22 protein-coding genes are annotated in these 23,955 nt (G+C 58.7%); 15 read left to right on the forward strand and 7 right to left on the reverse strand.

The window, feature by feature from the left end; all coding sequences use genetic code 11:
- Nucleotides 1-235: 235 nt before the first annotated feature.
- Together galA and QB905_RS11040 are read left to right on the forward strand one after the other, a co-directional pair.
- On the forward strand, nucleotides 236-2,707 hold the full coding sequence (galA, locus tag QB905_RS11035) for a beta-galactosidase GalA (protein ID WP_282975081.1): 2,472 nt from the start codon (nucleotides 236-238) through the stop codon (nucleotides 2,705-2,707).
- A 188-nt stretch (nucleotides 2,708-2,895) separates the two neighbouring features.
- A complete protein-coding gene (locus QB905_RS11040) occupies nucleotides 2,896-5,010 on the forward strand; it encodes a right-handed parallel beta-helix repeat-containing protein (RefSeq protein ID WP_282975082.1) in 2,115 nt (704 codons plus the stop codon).
- A gap of 146 nt (nucleotides 5,011-5,156) precedes the next feature.
- On the opposite strand, the gene QB905_RS11045 is transcribed toward QB905_RS11040, so the two are convergent.
- From QB905_RS11045 to QB905_RS11060, 4 genes are read right to left on the reverse strand one after another with little or no spacing between them, the layout of a single operon-like run.
- A complete protein-coding gene (locus QB905_RS11045; RefSeq protein ID WP_282975083.1) occupies nucleotides 5,157-5,570 on the reverse strand; it encodes a Fur family transcriptional regulator in 414 nt (137 codons plus the stop codon).
- Between the two features lie 10 nt (nucleotides 5,571-5,580).
- Nucleotides 5,581-6,039 carry a ribosomal protein S18-alanine N-acetyltransferase gene (gene rimI / locus QB905_RS11050; protein WP_282975084.1) on the reverse strand — a complete coding sequence of 153 codons (459 nt, stop codon included), beginning with the start codon at nucleotides 6,037-6,039 and terminating at the stop codon, nucleotides 5,581-5,583.
- Complete coding sequence (tsaB, locus tag QB905_RS11055) at nucleotides 6,039-6,683, reverse strand: tRNA (adenosine(37)-N6)-threonylcarbamoyltransferase complex dimerization subunit type 1 TsaB (protein ID WP_282975085.1); 645 nt, start codon at nucleotides 6,681-6,683, stop codon at nucleotides 6,039-6,041. The genes rimI and tsaB overlap by 1 nt, the downstream gene beginning before the upstream one ends.
- 1 nt (nucleotide 6,684) lies before the next feature.
- Nucleotides 6,685-7,251 carry a NifU family protein gene (locus QB905_RS11060; RefSeq protein WP_282975086.1) on the reverse strand — a complete coding sequence of 189 codons (567 nt, stop codon included), beginning with the start codon at nucleotides 7,249-7,251 and terminating at the stop codon, nucleotides 6,685-6,687.
- Between the two features lie 252 nt (nucleotides 7,252-7,503).
- On the opposite strand from QB905_RS11060, the gene QB905_RS11065 reads away from it, so the two are divergent.
- The 10 genes from QB905_RS11065 (at nucleotide 7,504) to rpoN (ending at nucleotide 17,117) form a co-directional block, all read left to right on the forward strand.
- Nucleotides 7,504-8,169, forward strand: coding sequence for a dienelactone hydrolase family protein (locus QB905_RS11065; protein WP_282975087.1), 666 nt, complete (start codon nucleotides 7,504-7,506; stop codon nucleotides 8,167-8,169).
- Between the two features lie 955 nt (nucleotides 8,170-9,124).
- Nucleotides 9,125-9,517 carry an IS66-like element accessory protein TnpA gene (gene tnpA / locus QB905_RS15335; RefSeq protein WP_461781760.1) on the forward strand — a complete coding sequence of 131 codons (393 nt, stop codon included), beginning with the start codon at nucleotides 9,125-9,127 and terminating at the stop codon, nucleotides 9,515-9,517.
- Nucleotides 9,514-9,867, forward strand: coding sequence for an IS66 family insertion sequence element accessory protein TnpB (gene tnpB / locus QB905_RS11070; RefSeq protein WP_282972945.1), 354 nt, complete (start codon nucleotides 9,514-9,516; stop codon nucleotides 9,865-9,867). Before tnpA ends, tnpB begins: the two co-directional genes overlap by 4 nt.
- Before the next feature lie 68 nt (nucleotides 9,868-9,935).
- Entirely contained in the window at nucleotides 9,936-11,474 is a 1,539-nt protein-coding gene (gene tnpC / locus QB905_RS11075) for an IS66 family transposase (RefSeq protein ID WP_282972944.1), read from the forward strand.
- Between the two features lie 88 nt (nucleotides 11,475-11,562).
- Nucleotides 11,563-12,453, forward strand: coding sequence for an HNH endonuclease (locus tag QB905_RS11080; protein WP_282975088.1), 891 nt, complete (start codon nucleotides 11,563-11,565; stop codon nucleotides 12,451-12,453).
- A gap of 236 nt (nucleotides 12,454-12,689) precedes the next feature.
- Nucleotides 12,690-13,310, forward strand: a complete 621-nt coding sequence (locus QB905_RS11085; RefSeq protein WP_282975089.1) for a ribonuclease D — start codon at nucleotides 12,690-12,692, stop codon at nucleotides 13,308-13,310.
- Between the two features lie 25 nt (nucleotides 13,311-13,335).
- The gene (gene lptC, locus QB905_RS11090) at nucleotides 13,336-14,037 is read left to right on the forward strand and encodes an LPS export ABC transporter periplasmic protein LptC (RefSeq protein ID WP_282975090.1); all 702 of its coding nucleotides are present in this window, start codon (nucleotides 13,336-13,338) and stop codon (nucleotides 14,035-14,037) included.
- A 37-nt stretch (nucleotides 14,038-14,074) separates the two neighbouring features.
- Entirely contained in the window at nucleotides 14,075-14,647 is a 573-nt protein-coding gene (locus tag QB905_RS11095) for an LptA/OstA family protein (RefSeq protein WP_282975091.1), read from the forward strand.
- Between the two features lie 83 nt (nucleotides 14,648-14,730).
- Nucleotides 14,731-15,453: an LPS export ABC transporter ATP-binding protein gene (gene lptB, locus QB905_RS11100; protein WP_461781801.1), complete on the forward strand. Its 723-nt coding sequence runs from the start codon at nucleotides 14,731-14,733 to the stop codon at nucleotides 15,451-15,453.
- 143 nt (nucleotides 15,454-15,596) lie between these two features.
- Nucleotides 15,597-17,117, forward strand: a complete 1,521-nt coding sequence (rpoN, locus tag QB905_RS11105) for an RNA polymerase factor sigma-54 (protein ID WP_282975093.1) — start codon at nucleotides 15,597-15,599, stop codon at nucleotides 17,115-17,117.
- Nucleotides 17,118-17,371: 254 nt separating this feature from the next.
- On the opposite strand, the gene QB905_RS11110 is transcribed toward rpoN, so the two are convergent.
- Nucleotides 17,372-17,623: a hypothetical protein gene (locus QB905_RS11110; protein ID WP_282975094.1), complete on the reverse strand. Its 252-nt coding sequence runs from the start codon at nucleotides 17,621-17,623 to the stop codon at nucleotides 17,372-17,374.
- A 393-nt stretch (nucleotides 17,624-18,016) separates the two neighbouring features.
- Here QB905_RS11110 and hpf point away from each other — a divergent pair, with 393 nt between their 5' ends.
- Together hpf and ptsN are read left to right on the forward strand one after the other, a co-directional pair.
- Entirely contained in the window at nucleotides 18,017-18,631 is a 615-nt protein-coding gene (hpf, locus tag QB905_RS11115; RefSeq protein WP_282975095.1) for a ribosome hibernation-promoting factor, HPF/YfiA family, read from the forward strand.
- A 146-nt stretch (nucleotides 18,632-18,777) separates the two neighbouring features.
- Nucleotides 18,778-19,242 (forward strand): PTS IIA-like nitrogen regulatory protein PtsN, encoded by a 465-nt coding sequence (ptsN, locus tag QB905_RS11120; RefSeq protein ID WP_282975096.1) that lies wholly within the window; start codon nucleotides 18,778-18,780, stop codon nucleotides 19,240-19,242.
- Between the two features lie 28 nt (nucleotides 19,243-19,270).
- Here the strand turns inward: ptsN and glmS are convergent, their stop codons facing one another.
- A complete protein-coding gene (gene glmS / locus QB905_RS11125) occupies nucleotides 19,271-21,109 on the reverse strand; it encodes a glutamine--fructose-6-phosphate transaminase (isomerizing) (RefSeq protein WP_282975097.1) in 1,839 nt (612 codons plus the stop codon).
- A 295-nt stretch (nucleotides 21,110-21,404) separates the two neighbouring features.
- Here glmS and glmM point away from each other — a divergent pair, with 295 nt between their 5' ends.
- Nucleotides 21,405-23,030: a phosphoglucosamine mutase gene (glmM, locus tag QB905_RS11130; RefSeq protein ID WP_282975098.1), complete on the forward strand. Its 1,626-nt coding sequence runs from the start codon at nucleotides 21,405-21,407 to the stop codon at nucleotides 23,028-23,030.
- 241 nt (nucleotides 23,031-23,271) lie between these two features.
- On the opposite strand, the gene fsa is transcribed toward glmM, so the two are convergent.
- Entirely contained in the window at nucleotides 23,272-23,925 is a 654-nt protein-coding gene (gene fsa, locus QB905_RS11135) for a fructose-6-phosphate aldolase (protein ID WP_282975099.1), read from the reverse strand.
- Nucleotides 23,926-23,955 lie beyond the last annotated feature (30 nt).

Here is a 23,955-nt window from a genome sequence, read left to right on the forward strand (position 1 = left end):
GAATGCGAGATGCGGAAAAAACGTAAAATGTAGAGCGGTTTGCATGCTTTTGACCGATTCAATCAGAATGCAAACCGCTCTAAAATAAACGCTTCGCCTCTCCCTGCTTGCGGGGAGAGGACGGGAGCTTAAGTGAAGCGTAAAACGACCGGGTGAGGGGCATCTGTTCTGGTGGATTACCCTCGCCCGCTTTTCGTTTCACATTGTCTGCACCGCCTTGCCCACAGGAAGAATCATGCCAAACCCCGCCCGCCGCGACATCTTGCTCAGTGCGTCCGCCCTGGCCCTGCTGCCCGCCCTGACCGTGCCCGCCAAGGCGCAAGGCTTGGCTCCCGCTGATGAGCGGCGCGTCAGCTTCGATGACGGCTGGAAGTTTGCCTTCGGAAATCTCGATGACGCAGATAAGGACTTCGGCTGGGGCAAGGATCAGCGCACCTATGCCAAGCAGGGCCCCGATTCAGGCAATGCCGCACAAAGCGGGTTCGACGATTCAGGCTGGCAGGATGTCACCCTGCCGCACGACTGGGCCGTGGCCCTGCCTTTTGTGCATAAAGAACCCAATCCGCCGCTCAAACCCGACGATCACGGCGCGGTCTGGGACCCCGCAGCCAATCATGGCTATAAGCCGCTCGGCCGCGACTATCCCGAAACGAGCATCGGCTGGTATCGCAAGAGCTTCGGCCTGACGCCCACCGACAAGGGCAAGAAGGTTTTCCTTGAATTTGACGGCGTGTTCCGCGCCTGCGTGGTGATGATCAACGGCTATATCGTCAAACAGCACGATGGCGGCTATACGCCCTTTGCCATCGACATTTCAGACTTCCTCAACACCGACGACAAGCCCAATGTGGTGGCTGTGCGTGTTGATGCCTCGCTCGGCGAAGGCTGGTTTTATGAGGGGGCGGGGCTTTACCGCCATGTCTGGCTGGTCAAGACCAACCCGGTCTATATTCCGCAATACGGCGTCTGCGTGCGCGCTAAGACGGATGGCACGGTCGAGGTCACAACGACGGTTTGCAACGATACGGATCAAACGCAAACGCTCACGATCATTGCACGAGTGGCGCCGGCGACAGAAAATGATGTTCCCGGGTTCGATTATTCCGAAAAAGGCCTAACTATCGCGCCTTTTTCATCCGCTGATGTAACGCAGACGGTCAAGTCAGGAATATATAAGCTCTGGTCGCTGGACGACCCGCGGATAACGTATGCCATGGTCGAGATCAATGATGCGCAAGACTCGCCTCTCGATTATATGCCTTGCCGCTTCGGCTTCCGTGACATCCGCTTCGATCCCGACAGCGGCTTTTTCCTCAATGGCCAGTCGGTCAAGCTGAAAGGCACCTGCAACCATCAGGATCATGCGGGTGTAGGCTCGGCTGTGCCCGACGCCATCCAGCGCTTTCGCCTGCAAACCCTGAAAAGCATGGGCTGCAACGCCATCCGCACCGCGCACAATCCGCCGACGCCGGAGCTTCTGGATATGTGCGACGAGATGGGCATTCTGGTCATCGACGAAACGCGCATGATGACCTCTTCGCAAGCCGGGCTTGACGATCTGGCCACCATGATCCGCCGCGACCGCAATCACCCGTCGGTCATCCAGTGGTCGATCGGCAATGAGGAACCGCAACAGGGCACGGAGCGCGGCGCTATCATCGCCCGCCATATGAAGCGCGTCTGCAATGATCTCGACCCCACCCGCCTGATCACCGCCGCGATGGATAGCGGCTATGGCAAGGGGATCAGCGATGTGCTGGATGTCATCGGTTTCAACTACCGCGACCAGTTGATCGACGCCTATCACACCGACCATCCGCATCAGCCGATCATCGGCACGGAGACGGCCTCAACCGTTTCGACGCGCGGCGAATATATCAAGAATGACGCCGCCCATATCGTGCCCGCCTATGACACGACCGCGCCGTGGTGGGCGACGACCGCCGAGGGCTGGTGGCCGCATTTCGATGCCAAACCGTTCATTGGCGGCGGCTTCATCTGGACGGGTTTCGATTATCGCGGCGAGCCGACGCCCTATTCGAGCTGGCCCTCCATCTCTTCGCAATTCGGCGTGGTCGATACCTGCGGCTTCCCGAAAGACGCCTATTATTACTACCGTGCCTGGTGGCGTGATGAATCGCTTTTGCACCTGTTTCCGCACTGGAACTGGCAGGCGGGCGACACGGTTGCGGTCTGGGCCTATTCCAATGCCGATGAGGTCGAGTTGTTCGTCAATGGCCGCTCGGCTGGCAAAAAAGCGGTGGCAAAGGACATGCACGTGCAATGGGATGTGCTGTTCGCCCCCGGCAAGATCGAGGCCTTTGCCTATAAGGCTGGGAAGGTGATCCTGAAAGACATGCGCGAAACCACCGGCGCGCCGGCCAAAATCGTACTTTCCTCCGACCGAACACAGCTTACTGGCGATGGCCGTGATTGCGCCGTCATCACCGCCACTGTGGTCGATGCGAAGGGCCGCATGGTGCCAAACGCAGGGGACATGATCCGGTTTTCACTCAGCGGCCCGGCGGAGGTGATCGGCGTCGGCAACGGCGATCCCAACTGCCACGAAGCCGATAAGGCCAGCCAGAGATCGGCCTTCAACGGCTTATGCTGTGCTATCGTGCAAACGCGCGCTGCCGGTGCGATCAAAGTCACCGCCACCGCAGCCGGGCTCGTATCGGGTGTGGTGAAACTGAAGGCTGTCTGATCGGTTGCGGCGACCGCACTGGAATGTCTTTACGGCACCACCCGTTTCGTCAAGATCGATTTTCTCGGGCCCACGCCTTCCAGATGCCGGCCATGCCGTCCATGTGACCCCATTTTCAAGCAAAGCCATAATTGAAATATCATTCATATGATGTTTCAATTATGGCTTAATAAATACACAGGGACAGCATGACCAGAACATCTCGCCGCGCCACGCTTCGCGCCCTGCTTCTGCCGGTCTTTATCCTCTCCGTCAGATCGGCTCCGGCTTTCGCGGAACTTCCGCCCGCCCCGCAGATCCCCGTCGTGGCCCCTCCCAAATCGGATCGCCTGTCCGGTGGGGTGCATCTGGCGCTTCGCCCCGCCCCTGTGCCCGCCATGATCTATGTTTCGCCGCAGGGCTCGGATGAGAATGACGGCTCTTCCGCCCATCCGTTCGCCACGCTTGCACGGGCGCAAATGGCCGTGCGCGGCCTGAACCAGGATCATGATGTTACGGTCAGTCTTGGCGATGGAGTCTATCGCCTCGATGCGCCGCTGCGCTTTACCGCCGCCGATGGTGGCCAGAACGGCTTCAAGGTGCGCTATCAGGCCGCACCCGGCGCGCATCCGGTACTTTCGGGGGGGATGCGTATCGCGGACTGGAGCCTGGCCGATCAGGGCCGCAATATCTGGGTGGCCGACATGCCCAGAGGCATGGATCCGCGTCAGATCTGGGTCAATGAAAAGCTGTCGCGCCGCGCCTTGGTCATCGGGCCACGCAATGCCTTCGAATTTTACGACTGGGGCCTGAAGATCGTCGATCCGGCCTGGGACTTCCTGTCCGGCCTGCCTGACCAAAGCCGCCTCGAAATCGAAAACCTCGGCTGGTTCACCGACCGCCACGCCACCATTCAGCGCATCGAGGGCGACCGCATCATGATGCAGCAGCCCGGCTGGCGCGACAATATCATCGGCTATGACACGCTGGCGCGCCCTGTCTCGCCCGACAATGCCCGGCTTGAGTTCGTCAATTCACTGGCCTTTCTGCGCAACGAAGGCGAATGGTACGCCGATCCGAAGGCCGGAAAAATCTATTACAAGCCCCGCAAGAGTGAGGTCATGGCCTCAGCCGATGTCGAGGTGCCGCATCTCGAATGGCTCATGTCGATCAGCGGCGCTTATGAAAGGCCGGTGGCCGATCTCGACTTCACGGGCCTGAGCTTCGAATATACAAGCTGGCTTCAGCCCTCCGGCCCCAATGGCTATGCCAGCCAGCAAAGTGGTGCCTATATTGCGGGCGAGATACCCAATTATCCCAAGGATCCGATCCGTGACTGTAGCTGGGGGTGCCCGGCCTTCGAGGCCATGCGCAACAGATGGAGCCAGCAGCCCGCCGCCATTCAGGTTTCGGCGGCCGAGCGCATCACCTTCTCGCACGACCAGTTCACCCACCTCGGCCAGATCGGGCTGGGCATTGGCAATAATGCCGACGCCAATGCCAGCGGCATCGGCCTGGGTGCCAGCACGATTGACGTGGTGCGCAGCCGCTTCAGCGATCTGGCCGGAGGCGCAATCATGGTGGGCGGCGTCACGCCCGACGCGCACCATCCGTCCCGCCCGGAAATGACCGTGGCCGATATTCTGATTTCGAACAATCTGGTGCAGAACATCTCTCAGGACTATCACGAACAGGCCGCCATCATGGTGACCTATGCGGCGGGCGCGGTCATCAGCCACAATGATGTGTCACAGGCGCCCTATGACGGCATCGACACCGGCTGGGGCTGGGGGGCGAACGATCCCGGCGGCTCCGCAGCCTATCGCACCGCCAACCGCGACTATTATGACCAGCCGGGCAATCTGGTCTATAATACACCTACCATCCTGCACGACACGGTCGTCTTCGCCAACCGCGTACACGAGGTCAAGCAGTCCTTCCCCGATGGCGGCGCCATCTATCATCTGTCGGCCGATCCCGGCGCGCTGATCGCCGAAAACTATGTTTATGATGTGCCCGGCGGCATCGCCCTCTATCTCGATGAGGGTTCACGATACGTGACTGTCCGCAACAATGTGGTCAGCCATGTCGGCATCTGGCTGAACCTCAACTCCCAGGACAATCTGGCGCCACGCCGCACCGCAATGGATAATGTCGCCAAAGGCAACTGGTATGATTCCGGCCTGCGTTCCGGTTCATGGGCCGACTATCTGAATAACCAGTTCAGCGACAATACCGAGGTCAAGGGCGATACCTGGCCCCAGGACGCTCAGGCCGTTATCGCGCGATCCGGCATCGAGCCGGAGATGGCGACGCAAAAGTGATCAGCGTGACGCGCAGCCTGTTGTGGGAAATATCCGCTACCGGAGTGACGCCTGTCACGATACGGGGCTGTTGATAGCGGCTTTTTTAAAAATCACATATCAAAACATGCCAAGGGCTGGATGATTTTGGATGGCCATATTTTATATTATTTGTCGTCTTCCAGCGGCACGCCATACAGCTCCAGCTTATGGCCGACCAGCTTATAGCCGAGCTTGCGCGCCAGAGCCTCCTTCATCACCTCGATCTCCTTATCGAAGAACTCTACCACCTGACCGGTTTTGATATTGATCAGATGATCGTGGTGATCATCGCCCGCCTGTTCATAGCGCGAACGGCCATCGCCGAAATCGTGGCGTTCCACCACACCGGCCTCTTCGAACAGGCGCACCGTGCGATAGACGGTGGCCAGCGAGATATTGGGATCGACGGCGGCGGCGCGGTGATACAGCTCCTCGACATCGGGATGGTCATCCGCCGCTGACAGAACGCGCGCCACAACGCGGCGCTGCTCGGTCATCCGCATACCTTTTTCGATGCATTTTTGTTCGATACGATCCATGCCGCTAAATCTAGGCTGTCCCGTCCTGCAAGGCAAGCCTCAGAATATGGGCATCGACCGGCGCGCCATTGCGGCGTGAATAATAGGCCTTGCGTCGGCCCGTGCGTTTGAAACCGCAGCTTTCATAAAGCCGGATGGCGGCGTCATTATCGGTGGCCACTTCGAGAAACAGGCTGTCCGCCCCTTCCTTTTGCAGCCGCCCGATCACCTGTTGCAGCAACAGCCGCGCCAGCCCTTTTCTCTGGAAGGCGGGGTCGGTGGCGATGGTCAGGATTTCGCCCTCGCCCACCACCACAGCCATGACGACGAAGCTGACAATTTCGCCATCGCTTTCAAACACATAGGTGCGGTGATGCGGCTTGATCAGCAGGTCGGCGAACACCTCTTCGCTCCAGCCAAAATCGAAGCAGCGCGTATGGATCAGGGCCAGTTGCTGCGACGGCGCGGTGAGCTGACGGATCGTAGTCATCAGGCCTCGTTTAAGCTGATCATGCCGCGTGTTGACGCCACGGCATCGGCATCACCCATATAAAGCGGCGTCACATCATCATGGCCGCCGCCAAGAGTCAATTCGGCCAGCGCATCCAGCGACGGCCACGGCTGATCGAGCACCGGAATACCGGGCAGGAACGGCCTGATCAGATCAGCGGCAGGGCCGGTCAGCACCTCAACCGGGCGGGTGGCCAGCCATTCCGCCAGCTCATCGCGCGCCAGGCTTTGCGCGGCCTCGTCCGCATATTGCACATAGATGCGTCCGCGCCCGCCATCGATGGCGGACAGCGTTGCGCGCCCAGTGAGGTCGGGATGGTGGCCCAGCGCAGCAAGCGTGCCCACGCCCTGCAATTTGAGGCCAAGCCCCGTCGCCAGCCCTTTTGCAAAGCTCAGACCGATACGCATACCGGTGAAGGAGCCGGGGCCGAGCGTGACGCCAATGTGACCGAGATCACGCGGCCCGCAACCGGCCTCGGCCAGCACATCCGCAACCATCGGGCCGAGACTTTCCTGCTGACCGCGCAGCATCGCCTCTGACCGGGTGGCCAGCGCCAGGTTGTTACGAAACACGCCCGCCTGACAGGCCGCCAGCGAGCTGTCAATGACCAGAGTCAGCGTCACCTTAAAGAACAGCTTCGATCGATTTTACTTCGGGCACATAATGTTTCATCAGGCTCTCAACCCCCTGACGCAGCGTGGCCGAGGACGACGGACAGCCCGAACAGGCGCCGCGCATATGCAGATAAAGCGTGCCGGAATCCAGGTCGAACGAGCCGAATTCGATGTCGCCGCCATCCTGCGCCACGGCGGGGCGGACGCGGGTTTCGAGCAGGTCTTTGATCTCAGCGACGATCTGGCCCAGCTCCCCTTCATAAACAATCTCATCGGCCACCGCTTCGGAGCGCAGGATCGGCTGGCCGGAGGTGTAGAAATCCATGATGGCGGCCAGAATCGGCGGCTTGAGCTGCGCCCAGATCAGGCTTGATTCGGGCGAACGGCGCACAGTCAGGAAATCGGAACCGAAAAACAGCCCGGCCACGCCGTCAATGGCGAACAGGGCCTCGGCCAGCGGCGACACCTTGGCCTCCTCGGCGGAGCGCAGTTCGCGTGTGCCCGTCTCCAGCACGGTCTTGCCGGGGATGAACTTGATGACATCGGGATTGGGCGTGGCTTCGGTCTGGATAAACATGGCGCAAACTCATATGACGAGAGCGTGTTCCGATCTGATGGGATCAGATCGACGCTCTAAGCTTTTGTTTTGACGCACATCTGAATCCGAAAAGTGCGTCACACTTTTCGGGATGCGCTCTAGAGCGCACAAATGGGCGCAAACGGGGCGCAAAACAAGTGGATTTGTCATCCAGACGGATTGTACCGGCGTAAAAGGCGGCTATAACCGCAACAGCATCTCTTACAGAACTTTTTGCAAAGGATTAAGCCTATGGGCCAGATGATCACCCTGAAACGTCCCGATGGCGGCAGCCTTGATGCCTGGCTGTCCGGCGACGACAAGAGCCGCCCCGGCATTATCGTTATTCAGGAATGGTGGGGGCTGAACGACCACATCAAGTCGATCTGCGAGCGCTTTGCTGAGGCGGGCTATAATGCGCTGGCACCTGATCTCTATCATGGCCGCATCGCCAAAGACGCCGACGAGGCCAGCCATATGATGGACGGGCTCGATTTTCCCGGCGCCGTGCATGAAGACATCGCTTCGGCGCTCGCCTATCTGAAAACGATCAACGAAAAAGTCGCCGTCATGGGCTTTTGCATGGGGGGTGCCCTGACGATTGGCGCCGCCGCCCGGCTGAGCGGCTTTGGCGCGGCTGTCTGTTTCTATGGCGTGCCGCCGCGCGCGTTCGCCGCCCCCGAACAGATCAAGGTTCCGTTTCAGGGCCATTTCGGCGCACAGGATCACTGGATAACGCCCGCCGTGGTGGCCGGTCTGGAGGCCGAAATGCAGGCGGCGGGCAATGTGCCCGAAATCTGGTCTTATGACGCCGACCACGCCTTCTTCAACACAACGCGCCCGGAAGTCTATAACCCGCAGGCCGCCGAACTGGCCTGGAGCCGCATGATGGCCTTTCTGAAGGCGAAGCTGAATTAAGATTTCACCACGGAAAACACGGATCATGGCCTGCGGCCATGTCACGGATACGTGGTGGGCCTTCACTCAGCGTCAGAGCGGAACGAGTTGATGTGAATCGCCTTCTTCCCCTCTCCCCTTAATAAGGGGAGAGGGCGGGAGCCAAGCGTAGCGAAGGCGACCGGGTGAGGGGCAGTCTTAATGTACCCACCAAGCCCCTCATCCGGCCTTTGTTGCACTCAGGCCACCTTCTCCCCTCACGAGGGGAGAAGGGAGGGTTAAATGTCATCAGGCTCTATAATACTTTCCCTTTTCATCCGTGTCATATCCGTGTCTATCCGTGGTTCAACTTTTACACAGATTCCCTTGGCCGCATTCGCGGAGCCTGCGACATTGACCTGAACCACATTTGGGCTTAGGCGAAAAGCCTGATAAGCTTGACGTTCTGAAAGGCCGCGCATCTTGACCATTCTCTTCCATAATAGATTTTTTAGCCCGGAAAACACGGATCATGGCCAATGGATTGGCCTCCCTGATAGCGGTAGCGTGCGACGATCCTGAATATCTGTGTCTATCTGTGGATTCACAAATCCTACGCTTGCGGCGGCGACTGCCGGGAAGAAGGGATCCACAGATGAACACAGATGTTCAGAACGGATTTCACGCGACCGCTATCGGCATAGCCTGTTTCAGATGAGAGATCGCGCTCTGCCGGGGGAGAAGCTTTTCATGTCCGTAAAATCTTGTCTGCCCGCATGATTGCCATTTTAAATGGCAAAGTTATAAATTCATTTATTTGCAGCTTTAAGATTCCTAAATCGGCCACAAAGGTAATCTGAGTGGGCTCAAGGGTGTGCATACACGCCTTTTTGATTAGTCGTTTAGTTAATGGTAAGCGGTGTTCTGCCCCCACGTTCCCTTTTCGGCATTGATCTGCGCATGGCTTGTTCAGAGTTGAACGAGAGGGACTTTCTCCATGGAGACTACACCGGAGATTCTCACTGGAAGGGCGGTCCGCAGTGGGACCCGGCGTTCGCGCCGATGGCCGGATGAGGTCAAGGCGCGGCTTGTTGCAGAGACCTTGCGGCCTGGGGTAAGCGTCAATGAAGTGGCGCGCCGTGCCGGGGTAAAGGCGAACCACCTGTCTTCATGGCGCACCTTGGCGCGGAGGGGCAAGTTGATCTTGCCGGCGCCTGAGGACGACGTTGAATTTAGCGCTCTGGTGGTCAGCGAACCGGCCCCGGTCGCGGCTACGCATCCGGCTATCAGGCCTGAGATCGTGGTCGGGAATGTGACGATCCGTCTTGAAGACGACGCTTCAGCAGATCGTATTGCGGCAGTTGCGTGTGCCATGATGGCGTCGGTATGATCTTCCCGTCAAACCGGGTACGGATCATGGTGGCGACCAAGCCAATCGACTTCCGTAAAGGGCATGATGGTCTTGCCGCACTGGTGAAGAACCAATTGCACAAAGACCCCTTCACCGGCACGGTCTTCGTCTTCCGGTCGCGCAAGGCGGACCGCCTGAAGTTGCTCTATTGGGACGGCACCGGACTGGTGATGGCCTATAAACGGCTGGAGGCGCATGTGTTCACCTGGCCGGCGATCAAGGACGGACTTATGAGCCTTAGCCATGCTCAGTTTGAGGCGTTGTTCTCGGGGCTGGACTGGCGCCGAGTCCGGGCCCTGGAGGCGCGTGCACCGGAGGCGGTGGAATAGCTGCGACAAGATGACTCGGGGGGCATTTTAGGCAGGAAGGTAAAAGCGGATTTTGTTAGATTGCCGTCATGCTCAACCCCGCCAATTTGCCTGATGATATAGCGGTTCTCAAAGCCATGCTGGTGGCTTCTGAGGCCCGCAATCTGCGCAAGGATGACCGGATCGAGCGATTGGAGAAGCTGGTCGCCGCCTTCAGGCAGGCCGCCTTCGGGCGCAAATCCGAGAAGGCCGAGCCGGGTCAGTTTGAACTGGCCCTGGAAGACCTTGAAACCGCTATCGCCGCGATCCATGCTGAGGAAGAGGCCGATGCGCCTTGTGGTAAACGGGCTGCAAAGTCTCGCGCTGGCAATCGCGGGGCCTTACCCGGCCATCTGCCCCGCATCGAAGAGGTTATTGAGCCTGACAGTCTGCTCTGTGCCTGCGGCAACGGCTTACATTGCATTGGTGAAGACAGGTGCGAGCGGCTGGACGTGATCCCGGCGCAGTTCCGCGTCATCGTCACCCGCCGCCCCAAATATGCCTGCCGGGCCTGCACGGATGGCATAACTCAAGCCTCTGCTCCGGCGCGCCTCGTTCCCGGTGGCCTGCCGACTGAGGCGACTGTGGCTCATGTGCTGGTCAGTAAGTATGCCGACCATCTGCCCCTGTATCGGCAGGCCCAGATTTATAGCCGCCAAGGCGTTGACCTTGACCGGTCTACGCTGGCTGACTGGGTTGGCCGGGCCGCGTTCGAGTTGCGCCCGGTGTGGGGCGCCCTGATCGCCAATCTGAAGCAATCCACCAAGCTCTTTATGGATGAAACCCGCGCCCCGGTACTTGATCCCGGCGCACGTAAAACAAAAACCGGATACTTCTGGGCCCTGGCCCGCGATGACCGACCGTGGAACGGTGCGGCGCCGCCTGGTGTCGCCTTCACCTACGCGCCCGGGCGTGGCGGGCAGTATGCCGAACATATCTTGCAGGGCTTCACCGGCATTCTGCAGGTCGACGGCTATGCTGGTTACAATCGCCTGATCGCACCCGACCGTATCGGCCCGGCAATCCGGCTGGCCTATTGCTGGGCGCATGCCCGTCGTAAGCTGTTTGAGATTACCCGCGCCGGTCCGGCGCCAATCGCCGAAGAGGGCCTCAGGCGCATCGCCGATCTCTACAAGATCGAAGGGGACATCCGCGGTAGCGATCCGGCGGTGCGTCTGGCTGCACGACAATTACGATCTGGCCCCGTAGTGGCCGATATAGAGGCATGGCTCAACAATCACCGCAGCCGTGTCGCCGCCAAATCGCCGCTTGGCGAGGCATTGAATTACATCGCCAAATACTGGGGCGGCCTCTGCCAGTTCCTCGACGACGGCTGCGTCGAGCTGGACAACAACACTGTTGAACGCACGATCCGGCCTATCGCCCTGAACCGGAAAAACGCTCTCTTTGCAGGCCATGACGCCGGCGCTCAAAACTGGGCCATCATCGCGTCACTGATCGAAACGTGCAAACTGAACGGCATCGATCCCCATGCCTACCTGACCAACACCCTAAGGGCCATCGCGGGCGGACATAAGCAAAGCCAGATCGACCACCTTCTCCCTTGCAACTACGCCGTCAAGGTGTGAGCGAAACACCGCTTACAGTTAATGGCATGATCCATACATAATCTGCTTGCCTTAAAAAGGCATTTCTTGATTGAAGGGGGTTTTTAAAATGTCAGACGATACTAAGGAGCTCGTCAAACAAGCAGCCGACCAATTGGCCAAAAAATTAAACATCAAATCACCAAACTTGCTAGTCGGTAAGCCTAAAGTTACAGAAACTGCTGGGTCGCACATAACTGTCGTGAAGACAAATTGGCCAGAATTGACCATCAGAGTTTGGTGCGACAAGGTTATGGATGGTAAATCCATTTCCTATTGGAGTGGCTTTGGCTCAATAAACTATGAACCAATTGAGAAATTGTTGTCACTTTGCGGCGACCGCATCGACAAACCGCTTCATCGCGGTTCAAATGATATGGAACCATATGGAGATGGTAAGAACTATAGATTCAAAAAATCTCTAACTGAGAATGAGATGCTTCAAGCATTTACGGAAAAATATCCAAGGTCTTGTGGATTTGGCGTATATAATAGTGGTGACATCTATGATGTTAATCGAGCATATAATTTTATTTCTAATATCATAAACCTTGTTTCTACATTGAGTATAGACATGGAAAGCGATTTATTTGTTGAAGAGTTTGGAGTCAGCGAAGGTGAAAAAATTGCTCACAAGAGGTCAGAAAAGATTAAACGAAATTCAAAGATCATCCGCAGAAAAAAAGCAAGCACTATGGAATCTTACGGGCAATTAGCCTGCGAGGTATGCAATTTTGATTTCCGTAAAAAGTATGGCGAATTAGGTGATAGCTTTGCTGAGGTTCACCATCTAAAGCCAATCGCCGAGAATACAACTGCAACCATTACAAAACTTGATGATTTAGCCATCGTCTGTGCAAATTGCCATAGAATGTTACACCGGAAAAACTTGTTGAGCATTGACAAACTGAAACAGCTAATTTCGGCAGCCGAGATTTCAGATACTCGTGCATCAAGCTAGCCATTTGTTTTTCCATTGGCAGCAGTACACTTTTCAAATCTAGGCCAACCAAAATCGAGAGCATGGTCACGGATATGTTTTTTCGAAGCAATCTTTATGCCTCCCTTCCGACGAGACGGGCTAGCTACCTTCACCGTAAATGGGGAAAGATGAAAATGCTCGGGCCGTTGACCTGAACCACATTTGGGCTTAGGCGAAAAGCCTGATAAGCTTGACGTTCTGAAAGGCCGCGCATCTTGACCATTTTCTACCATGAAGGCGACCTGCCCGATGGCCTTGACCTCGGCGCTTCGGTGGCCATCGATTCCGAAACCATGGGCCTGCGTTTTCGCCGCGATGAGCTGTGCGTGGTGCAGTTGTCGGCGGGCGACGGCCATGCCCATGTCGTGCGCATGAACCGCCCCGGCTATGACTGCCCCAATCTGAAGCGCCTGCTGGCCGACGAGCAGGTGTTGAAAATCTTCCACTATGGCCGCTTTGACATCGGCATGTTCGAGCTGCATCTCGGCGTCACCACCACCCCCGTCTATTGCACCAAGATCGCCTCGAAACTGGCGCGCACCTATACCGACCGCCACGGCCTGAAGGATCTGGTGCGCGAGCTTCTGAGCGTCGATCTGAGTAAGGCGCAACAATCGAGCGACTGGGGGCAGGCCACGCTGAGCCCTGAGCAACTGGCCTATGCGGCATCTGATGTATTGCATCTGCACGCCCTGAAGGACAAGCTCGACATGATGCTGGTGCGCGAAGGTCGCAACCATCTGGCCGAGGCTGCGTTTGCCTATTTACCGCACCGCGTCAAACTCGATTTGGCAGGCTGGGAAGATTGCGATATCTTCGCCCATTCGTGGTCATAACCGGCCCTGATTTTTAAGCGCGCACATGAACCTGTCCGATCTGTCCCTGCCCCCTACCGGCCATTTGCCCGGCGCGCAACGTCTCGATGCCGAGACGGAAACCGCCCTGCGCCACGCCAGGCTGGCCAAGCAGGCGATCATGGTCCGGCGGCGTTCGCGGCGCATCAAGTCGCTGCGTTATCTGTTTCCCGGCGCGGTGATCGCGCTTTTGCTGCTCAATATTGGCTGGATCACGGTTCAGACCATCATCAATTCGATGAACATCTATGGCAGCAATGATGCCGAGATCCGCATGACCAATCCGCGCTATTTCGGACGCAATGACAATGGCGAGCACTATACGATCGGCGGGCTGGAGGCTGTGCGTAAGGGGCCAAATTCGGTCACAGTCACTTTAAAAGCGCCCAATATCGATTTCCGATCCGATTCAGGCAGCACCACCCACGTCACGGCCGCCAACGGGGTTTATGACCAGACGACGCGCCGCCTGACCCTGATGGGTCATGTGGTGATGGTGTCGAGTAGCGATAATATGAACCTGAAAACCGACGAGGCGGTGGTTGATATGATCAATTCCACCATATCGGGTGACAAACACGTTGAAGGAACCAGCACTTCGGGTCATATAGTGGCCGAATCCTTTGCCCTGTCGGACGATGGCAAGCAGTCCATCTTCCACGGCAGGGGCGACACGAAGGTCTGGATTACGATCAATCAGACGAAATAGCGCCATATATTCAGCTATCGGCGAGGAACGGGACGACATGAAGATGCAGAAGATGGGCGTGGCCGCAGGTGTGCTGACGCTTCTGGTAGCCGCCGCCGGACTGGCCCAGGCGCAGGTGTCGTCGCAGGGCGGGCCGGTCATGATGGGCAGCGATACCGCCTCGATGAATCAGACCGACCGCACCTCTACCCTCGACGGACGGGTCGAGATCATCCAGAACGATTCACGCCTGCGCGCCGATCACGTCGTCATCACCTATCTGCCCGGCCAGACCGCCAATAGCATGGGGCCGATCGACACCATCACCGCCACCGGCAATATCTATTATGTCACGCCTGATTCGACCATGAAGGGCGATAAGGCCGTCTATACCAAGTCCAACGACACGATGGTCGTGACCGGCGATGTGATCCTGCAACAGGGCCAGAATGTCATGACCGGCAACCGGCTGGTATCGCAGGTCAGCGCCCATATCACCACGCTCGACGCCAATCCGACTTCGAGCGGCCCCGGCCGCGTCCACGCCGTCTTCTATCCAGACGACAATGGCAAAAAGGGCACCGCTCCGGCAGCCAAGGCCGCCGCCTCTTCAAGTGCTTCGGGCAAATAACGCCGCCTCCCTCTTTCAGCCACCGCCAAGGATTGATCCGCGTGATCTCAGAGCCTCCCTATTCGTCCGGCCCATCGAACGACATCACCGATGGTATTGTGGTTGAGGGCATCGGCAAGACCTATAAGGAACGCGCCGTCGTCAAGAGCGTGTCGCTGCGGCTTGGCCGTGGCGAGGTGGTCGGGCTGCTCGGCCCGAATGGCGCGGGCAAGACCACCTGCTTCTACATGATCACCGGCCTGATCGAGGCCGATTACGGCACGATCCGGCTTGATGGCCAGGACATCACCCACCAGCCCATGTACCAGCGCGCCCGCATGGGGCTGGGCTATCTGCCGCAGGAAGCCTCGATCTTTCGCGGCATGTCGGTGGAACAAAACATCATGGCCGTGCTGGAACTGCATGAAAAGAGCGAGCAGCGCGTGGCCGACGAAACAACGCGCCTGCTCGAAGAACTGCGCATCACCCATATCCGCCACTCCCCGGCCACCGCGCTGTCGGGCGGCGAACGCCGGCGCGTCGAAATCGCCCGCGCCCTGGCCGGGCAGCCATCGTTTATCCTGCTCGATGAACCTTTCGCCGGTATCGATCCGCTGGCCATTTCCGACATCCGCGACGTGATCACCTATCTGAAAAGCCGCGGCATCGGTATCCTGATCACCGACCACAATGTGCGCGAAACGCTGGAAATCGTCGATCGCGCCTCGATCATCCATTCGGGCGAGGTGCTGTTCGAAGGCACGGCGCAGCAGATCACACATGACCCTGAGGTCAAGCGCGTCTATCTCGGCGAGTCTTTCGCTTAAAGAGGTTTTGCTCCTGGGCAAAAAACGTGCCACGGCGGACAAATCTTAACCGTTCCAAGCAAATATTAACGAAAGCGTGCGAATCTCCCCTTGCCCGGCGTCGTGGTGACGCGGGCGATTCGCAAAGGTTTCGGTGACGACGCATGGCGCTCGGTCAAAGGCTCGAACTCAGACAGGGACAGGGGCTGGTTATCACGCCCCAGTTGCAGCAGGCGATCAAGCTGCTGCAACTGTCGAATCTCGAACTCGAAGCCGTGATTGAAACCGAGCTGGAACGCAATCCGCTCTTGCAGCGTGACGACGCCGATCCGTCATCGGAAGCCCCTGACGCTCCCGATTCCACGCCCGAAACGCCTGACGGCGACGTGCACGAACTGACACTCGGCGACCGTGACGCCGCCACCGCCAATAGCGAACTCGACGCCCATCACGATGATGTCTATGGCGAAGACACGCCCCGCTTGCGCGAGCGCGAGGCCGTGGCCGAAGGGGCCGAGGGGCCGGTTGTGGACTGGTCGAAGGCCAGCAAGAGCGGCGGCGGTTTCGATGGCGACGAGGATGGCCTTGAACGCGCCCTGTCGCGCGAGAAATCGCTGGCCGAGCACCTGACCGATCAGGCCCTGATCGCCCAGTTTTCGCCCCCCGAAATGGCCATTGCCCAGATCCTGATCGATGCCGTCGATGAGGCCGGTTATCTGCGCGTTTCCCTGCCCGAAATCGCCGAACGGCTGGGCTGCGAACTCTCCCTCGTCGAAAAGGTTCTGACCGCCTGCCAGGGTTTCGAGCCCACCGGCATCATGGCGCGCAGCGTGCCCGAATGCCTGAAGCTGCAACTGATCGAGCGTAACCGTTTCGATCCGGCCATGGCGGCGCTGATCGACCATCTCGAACTGCTGGCGCGCCGCGACCTGTCGGCCTTGCGCAAGGTCTGCGGGGTCGATGATGAAGACCTGACCGAGATGATCGCCGAGCTGAAATCGCTCAATCCGCGCCCCGGTGCGGCCTTCAGCACTGAGGCCTCGCCCGCCGTGGTGCCCGACGTCTTCGTGCGCCCCGATGCCGGTGGCGGCTGGCGCATCGATCTCAATTCCGACACCCTGCCGCGCGTGCTGGTCGATCAACGCTATCATGCCCGCGTGGCCGGATCGGCGCGTTCCGAGGCCGAAAAAAACTACCTGCATGAATGCCTGAATCAGGCCAACTGGCTGATCCGCAGCCTCGACCAGCGGGCGCGCACCATCCTCAAGGTGTCGTCGGAAATCGTGCGCCAGCAGGATGCCTTCTTCGTCTATGGCGTCGAATATCTGCGTCCGCTCAATCTCAAAACCGTGGCCGAGGCGGTGGGGATGCACGAATCGACTATATCGCGCGTCACCTCCAACAAATATATCGCCACGCCACGCGGCGTTTTCGAGCTGAAATTCTTTTTCACCTCGTCCATCGCCTCATCGGACGGCACGCCCGCCCATTCCGCCGAAGCGGTGCGCCACAAGATCAAGAGCCTGATCGACGGCGAAAAGAGCGCTGGCGAAATCCTGTCCGACGACCGTATCGTTGAAATTCTCAAAGAAGCCGGGGTCGATATTGCCCGCCGCACCGTGGCCAAATACCGCGAAGCCCTGCGCATCCCGTCTTCCGTCGAACGTAAGCGCCAAAGCCGGTAGAGCGGTTTGCATTCTGATTGAATCGGTCAAAGGCATGCAACCCGCTCTACATTTTACGTTTTTCCGCATCTCGCATTCAATTTGTAAGTCAAATTAAACGCTCGTTGCTCTAGGGCTTAATGACCATGATGACCACGCACGGAGGCGATGCTTGACGCAACCGTTCCCCCTCCGCACACGCACCGTTACAGATGTTTTCATCAAATGTGAGACAGTATCTTAGCTTTTCCTCTTTCTCGCACATGCGAGATGTGTTATGACAGCGCTGTCATCAACATTCGGATTGCATTGATCCCATGAAAAACCTGTTCGATCGTATCGCCGCCGCCCTGTTGGCCTTTGGCATGGCGCCCGGTTCGGCCACCTGATCTCTTCTGTTCGTCACGAAAGCCAATACCATGAAAACCGTTTATAATCTGATTTCGCGCCTTGTCGTTCTCTGGGCCCGCGCCCACCGCCTGCCGGTTGTCGACTAGAGCGGTTTGCATTCTGATTGAATTGGTCAAAGGAATGCAACCCGCTCTACATTTTGCGTTTTTCCGCATCTCGCATTCAATTTGTAAGTCAAATTAAACGCTCGTTGCTCTAGGCACATCTTATGAGGCGCGCGGCGGAATCCTGCGCATCTTAAAGCCGGTCGGCAATATGACCTTATAGCCATCGGCCTGCCACGCGCTTCGGTTTATCGTGGCCACAGCCCTGCGCCCGTATCAAACATAAAATCGTTAAAATTCAAGTGCAACTGCGCGCGTTTTCGCCGCAGGGCCTACACAGATTAGTGACTCGCCACGCCTCATGAAAGGCGTAAAGTCAGCTCAGTATCCCAAAGGGTACAGGCTTGGCGGGGGTGATCCGCCCCCGGCAGCCGGTTCTTACACCAAGAACGGAGCGTGCATCATATGCAAATACAAATCAGCGGAAAACAGGTCGAAGTCGGTGAAGCTCTGCGTTCGCGCATTGAAAGCGAACTGACGCAGGGCGTCGCCAAATATTTCGAGCGCGGCGGTTCAGCCGAGGTCACCATCTCCAAAGAGGGTTACCTTTTCAAGGCCGATTGTCTGGTGCGTCTGGCATCTGGCCAGGTGCTCGTCTCCCATGCCTTTGGCGGCGACGCCCATTCCGCTTTTACCGGTACATTGGAAAATATCGAAAAGCGCGTGCGCCGCTACAAGCGCCGTCTGAAGAGCCATCATAATGGCACGCCGCAAAAGGAAGAAACCGCCAATGTGACGGTGTTGCGCGCCATCGATCTCAGCGATGTGGCGCTCGAAGAAGACGATGACGACGGCATGGACCATTCCGTGCCGCCCCAGGCCATGATCATTGCCGAAACCGAAGCGCCCTTGCGCACCATGACCGTGTCATCGGCCGTCGCCGAAATGGAGATGTCCAACTATCCGGTGATCATGTTCCGCAATGCCGCCCATAACGGCTTTTCGGTCATCTATCGCCGCCCCGACGGCAATATCGGCTGGATCGATCCTGAGCGCACACGCGCCCGCGCCGACGCCTGACCTCCTCATTGGGGAATCCGGCAGAAGGCCGTTCAAAAACTTGTCATCATCGGGTGGGTTGACCTGCGCGGCCCACCCCTTTAAGGCATCGCCGCTGCGATGGCGCGTTTTCACGCCGATGCAGGTTACGCTTTTATGGACGCATTATGTTTCTGACCCATCTGCTGGACCGGCACGCCATCCTTGGTCATGTCAGCGTCAATTCCAAGCGACAGGCTTTGCAGGTGGTGGCCGATATGGCCGCCCGCCAGCTTGGCCTTGAAGCCGCCTATATCCATCAGGCTCTGCTGGAGCGCGAAAAGCTCGGCTCGACTGGCGTGGGCATGGGCGTGGCCGTGCCCCATGCGGCGCTCAAAGGGCTTGATCGCATGTATGGCGTTTTCGTCCGCCTCGAAACGCCGGTGGCCTATGATTCCATCGACGACATGCCGGTTGATCTGATCTTCGCCCTGCTGGCCCCGGAAGACGCCGGCACCGAACATTTGCGCGCCCTGGCCAAGGTGTCGCGCGTGCTGCGCCAGAAGGATCTGCGCGAACAGTTGCGCGCCATTGAAAACCCCGACGCCATCTATGCCCTGCTGACCGAAATGGCCGACAGCAACGCCGCCTGAGCTGACGGCCCCCGACCCCGACAGTGCCCTATTCGACCGTCACCGACTTGGCCAGATTGCGCGGCTGATCGACATCCGTGCCCTTATGCACCGCCGTATGATAGGCCAGAAGCTGGATCGGCACCGAATAGACGAGCGCCGCCACGAAGGGATGGCAATCGGGCGCCTTGATGATCTTCAGATTTTTGGCCGCATCACCCGACAGCGACGGCACTTTCGACGGCGCATTGGTGATCATCACCACCCGTCCGCCGCGCGCCGCCACCTCCTGAACGTTTGAGGCTGTCTTCTCGAACAGCTCATCATCCGGCACGATCACCACCACCGGCGTGTTTTCGTCGATCAGGGCGATGGGGCCGTGCTTCAGCTCGCCCGCCGCATAGCCTTCGGCGTGGATGTAAGAGATTTCCTTCAGCTTCAGCGCGCCTTCCATAGCCAGCGGGAACATGTCGCCCCGACCGAGATAGATGACATCGCGCGCCCGTGACAGCTCATAGGTGACGCGGGCGATCTCGGCATCCATGCTCAGAGCTTCGGCGATCAGGCCCGGCGCTTCGAGCAGGTGACGCACCAGATGCGCCTCGCCATCGGCATCGATGCGCCCGCGCTGCGAAGCCGCCGCCACCACCAGCGACAGAAGCGCCGACACCTGCGCCGTGAAGGCCTTTGTCGAGGCCACGCCGATCTCCGGCCCGGCATGGGTGGGCCACAACAGATCGGCCTCACGCGCCATGGTCGAGCTATGGACATTAACCAGCGCCGCCGTCTTCAGACCCTGATCCTTGCACCAGCGCAAGGCCGCCAGCGTATCGGCGGTTTCGCCCGATTGCGATACGGCCACGGCCAGGGTGCCGGGCGTCATGGCGGGGCTGCGATAGCGGAACTCCGACGCCACCTCGACATCGACCGGCAGGCCCGCCAGTTTTTCAAAGGCATAGCGCGCGATGCAACCGGCATAATAGGCGGTGCCGCAGGCGATGATCTGGATGCGCGTCACCTTTGCGAAGTCGATCCCGGCCTTGATGTCGGCGCGCACCGCACCGGCCACCGGATCGAGATAGGCCGAAAAGGTGCGCTGGCAGCTTTCGGGCTGTTCATGCACTTCCTTTTCCATAAAGTGGCGATAAGCCCCCTTTTCGACCAGCGCCGCCGAGGCCGACACCGTGACCACCGGGCGGTTGACGAGGAAGCCACCGGCATCGCGCACCTCGGCGCTGTCGCGGTTGAGGATCACCCAGTCGCCTTCTTCGAGATAGGTGACGCGGTGGGTGAACGGCCCGACGGCCAGGGCATCTGAGCCCAGGAACATTTCGCCCTCACCCCAGCCAATGACCAGCGGCGAACCGCGCCGCGCGCCGAACAGGGTTTCGTCCTCGCCACGGATCAGTATGGCCAGGGCATAGGCGCCGTGCAGCCGGTCGAGCGTCGCCTTGAAAGCGTCACGCGGGCTTGCGCCACCTTGCAGGGCTTCGTCGAGCAGATGGGCGATGACCTCGGTATCGGTGTCGGACTCAAACACATGGCCGCGCGATTGCAGATCGGCCTTCAGTTCGGCGAAGTTTTCGATAATGCCATTATGCACCAGCGTCACCGCGCCATAGGCATGGGGGTGGGCGTTGCGCAGGCTGGGCGCGCCGTGGGTGGCCCAGCGCGTATGGCCGATGCCGACACGGCCCTCAATCGGCTGGTCGGCGATAACGGCTTCCAGATTGCGGATCTTGCCCTCGGCGCGGCGGCGCTCAGGGCCTTGCGGCGTCACCACCGCGATGCCGGAGCTGTCATAGCCGCGATATTCAAGGCGGCGCAAGGATTCCAGCAGGCGAGGCGCCACAGGTGAGGTGCCGATAATGCCGATAATGCCACACATGAACGGGAATCCTCTCGCTTTGAAACGGCAGACCAGCCTGCGATTTGCACGCTTCAAATAGCATACCAATTTTGCAATTGCTATAAATATGAGTGACAAATCATTACAGGTTTCGGCTAAACCTGCCGGAATGCACCATAAAACTTCGCCAATATGGCGAAACTGAGCCTTATTGCGTCATAATGAATGCAATATTAAGACTTATTGGGCTGTCAGCATGAATTTTACGCAATGAAAAATTTGCAAATTGCGAATAAGTCTCTATTCTGATCCTATTAACGGGAATGCAAGCGCCATGAGCGATACGAAATGGGACAGGCTACAGGCGGCGGTGAACGCTTCGGGCCTGTCGATCAAGGATGTGGCCGAGGCGGCGGGTATCGCGCAATCGAGCCTCTTCCGGGCGCTGAATGGCTCCACCAAGGCACCGCGCCCCGAAACAGCCGACAAGCTGGAGGCCGCCTTCATCGCCCTGGTGACCGGCAAGCTTGCCGATTACCGCAACGCCCTGTCCATCTATGGTTACAATCCCATCCGCAACAAAAATGAGGAAATGGCCGCCCACATGCCCGCTTTGAACAAGACCCGCACCTATTTCGGCACGGACGGCATCCGGGGCCGCGCCAATACCTTCCCCATGACCGCCGAAGTGGCTTACCGGGTCGGCATGGCGGCGGGCAAGATGTTCATGTCGGATAATGATCGCCGCCATATGGTGGTGATCGGCAAGGATACGCGCCTGTCGGGCTATATGATCGAACCGGCTCTGGTGGCCGGTTTCACCTCGGTCGGCATGGATGTGCGCCTGTTCGGGCCTTTGCCGACGCCCGGCGTGGCCATGATGACGCGCTCGATGCGCGCCGATCTGGGCGTGATGATCTCGGCCTCGCATAATGGCTTTGCCGATAATGGCATCAAGCTGTTCGGCCCGGATGGTTACAAGCTGTCCGATGAGGTGGAGCTGGCGATCGAGACACGCATGGACGGCAATATCCTCGAAGGCGTCGCCGATCCGGCCCGGCTTGGCCGGGTGCAGCGGGTCGATGACGCGCAATGGCGCTATGTCGAGATCGCCAAGGCCACCTTCCCGCGTCACCTGACGCTGGCGGGTCTGCGTGTGGTTATCGATTGCGCTAATGGGGCGGCCTATAAGGTGGCACCGCTGGCCTTGTATGAACTGGGGGCCGAGGTCTTCCCGCTCGGCGTGACGCCTGATGGCATCAATATCAATGAGAAGTGCGGCTCCACCCAGCCGCAGGCGATGGCGCAGAAGGTGCGCGAACTGCGCGCTGACATCGGTATTGCGCTCGATGGCGATGCCGACCGGGTGGTGATCTGCGATGAGCACGGCAATATCGTCGATGGCGACCAGATCATGGCCATTGTGGCCAGCGCTATGGCGCATAAGGGCCAGCTTAAGAGCGGCGGGCTGGTGGCGACGGTCATGTCCAATCTGGGGCTGGAGCGCTTTATGGAGAAGAAGGGCCTGAAGCTGGAGCGCACCAAGGTGGGTGATCGCTATGTGATGGAAAAGATGCGCGAGGGCGGCTTCAATATCGGCGGCGAGCAGTCGGGCCATGTGATTTTGAGCGATTACGCCACGACGGGCGACGGCCTGATCGCCGCCTTGCAGGTGCTGGCCGAGCGCGTCGAAACCGGCAAGCCGATGAGCGAACTGGGCAAGCAGTTCGATACCGTGCCGCAACTTCTGAAAAATGTGAAATATTCCGGGTCGAGCCCGATGGAGCGCGATGATGTCAAGGCGGCGATTAAGGCGGGCGAAGAGGCTTTGAAAGGCACGGGTCGCGTTCTGGTGCGGGCCTCAGGCACGGAACCGCTGATCCGGGTGATGGCCGAGGGCGACGATGCGGCTCTGGTCAAGTCGGTGGTGGAACAGATCGCCGCGACGATGGCCGGGTAGCACTGGTAACTTATGGGGCGCGGGGTCTGCGACCCCACATCGTCTTATTTCACTAAAAAGCCCTGCCTAGAGCAACGAGCGTTTAATTTGACTTACAAATTGAATGCGAGATGCGGAAAAATGTAAAATGTAGAGCGGGTTGCATTCCTTTGACCGATTCAATCAGAATGCAGACCGCTCTAAAGGCGGGGCTTTTTTAGTGAAGGAAAGGCGTGGGGCCACAGGCCCCAAACCCCATCAGTTACAGGATGCTCTGGCCCGTCTTGGCCCAGTCGGCCAGAAACGTCTCAAGCCCCTTATCGGTCAGCGGGTGCTTGAACATATCCTTGAAGGTCTGCGGCGGCAGGGTGGCGCAATCGGCCCCCGCCAAAGCCGCCTGCGCCACATGGGCCGGATTGCGCAAGGAGGCCGCCAGAATTTCCGTGTCGAATTCGTAATTGTCATAAAGCTGGCGGATGTCATGGATCAGTTGCATCCCGTCCGCGCCCTGATCATCCAGCCGGCCCACGAAGGGCGACACGAAGGTGGCCCCGGCCTTGGCGGCCAGCAGCGCCTGATTGACCGAGAAGCACAGGGTCACATTGGTCATCAGACCCTGCGACGAAAACTCCTTGGTGGCCTTCAGCCCTTCCAGCGTCAACGGCACCTTGATCACCACATTGGAAGCGATTCCGGCCAGCTTTTCGCCTTCCTTGATCATGGTGGGCGCGTCGGTCGCCGCCACTTCGGCGGAAATCGGCCCGTCGATCAGGTCACAAATCTCCTTGATCACCTCAAACATGTTGCGGCCCGACTTGGCGATGATGGTCGGATTGGTGGTGACGCCATCAATCAGGCCGGTCTCTTTCAGTTCGGCCAGAACCTTGGTGTCGGCGGTATCGGCAAAAAGCAGCATGGTGTTTTTCCTGTGTGACGAAGCTGACCT

Source organism: Asticcacaulis sp. EMRT-3 (genome assembly GCF_030027245.1).
In the GTDB taxonomy this organism is placed as follows: Bacteria; Pseudomonadota; Alphaproteobacteria; order Caulobacterales; family Caulobacteraceae; genus Asticcacaulis.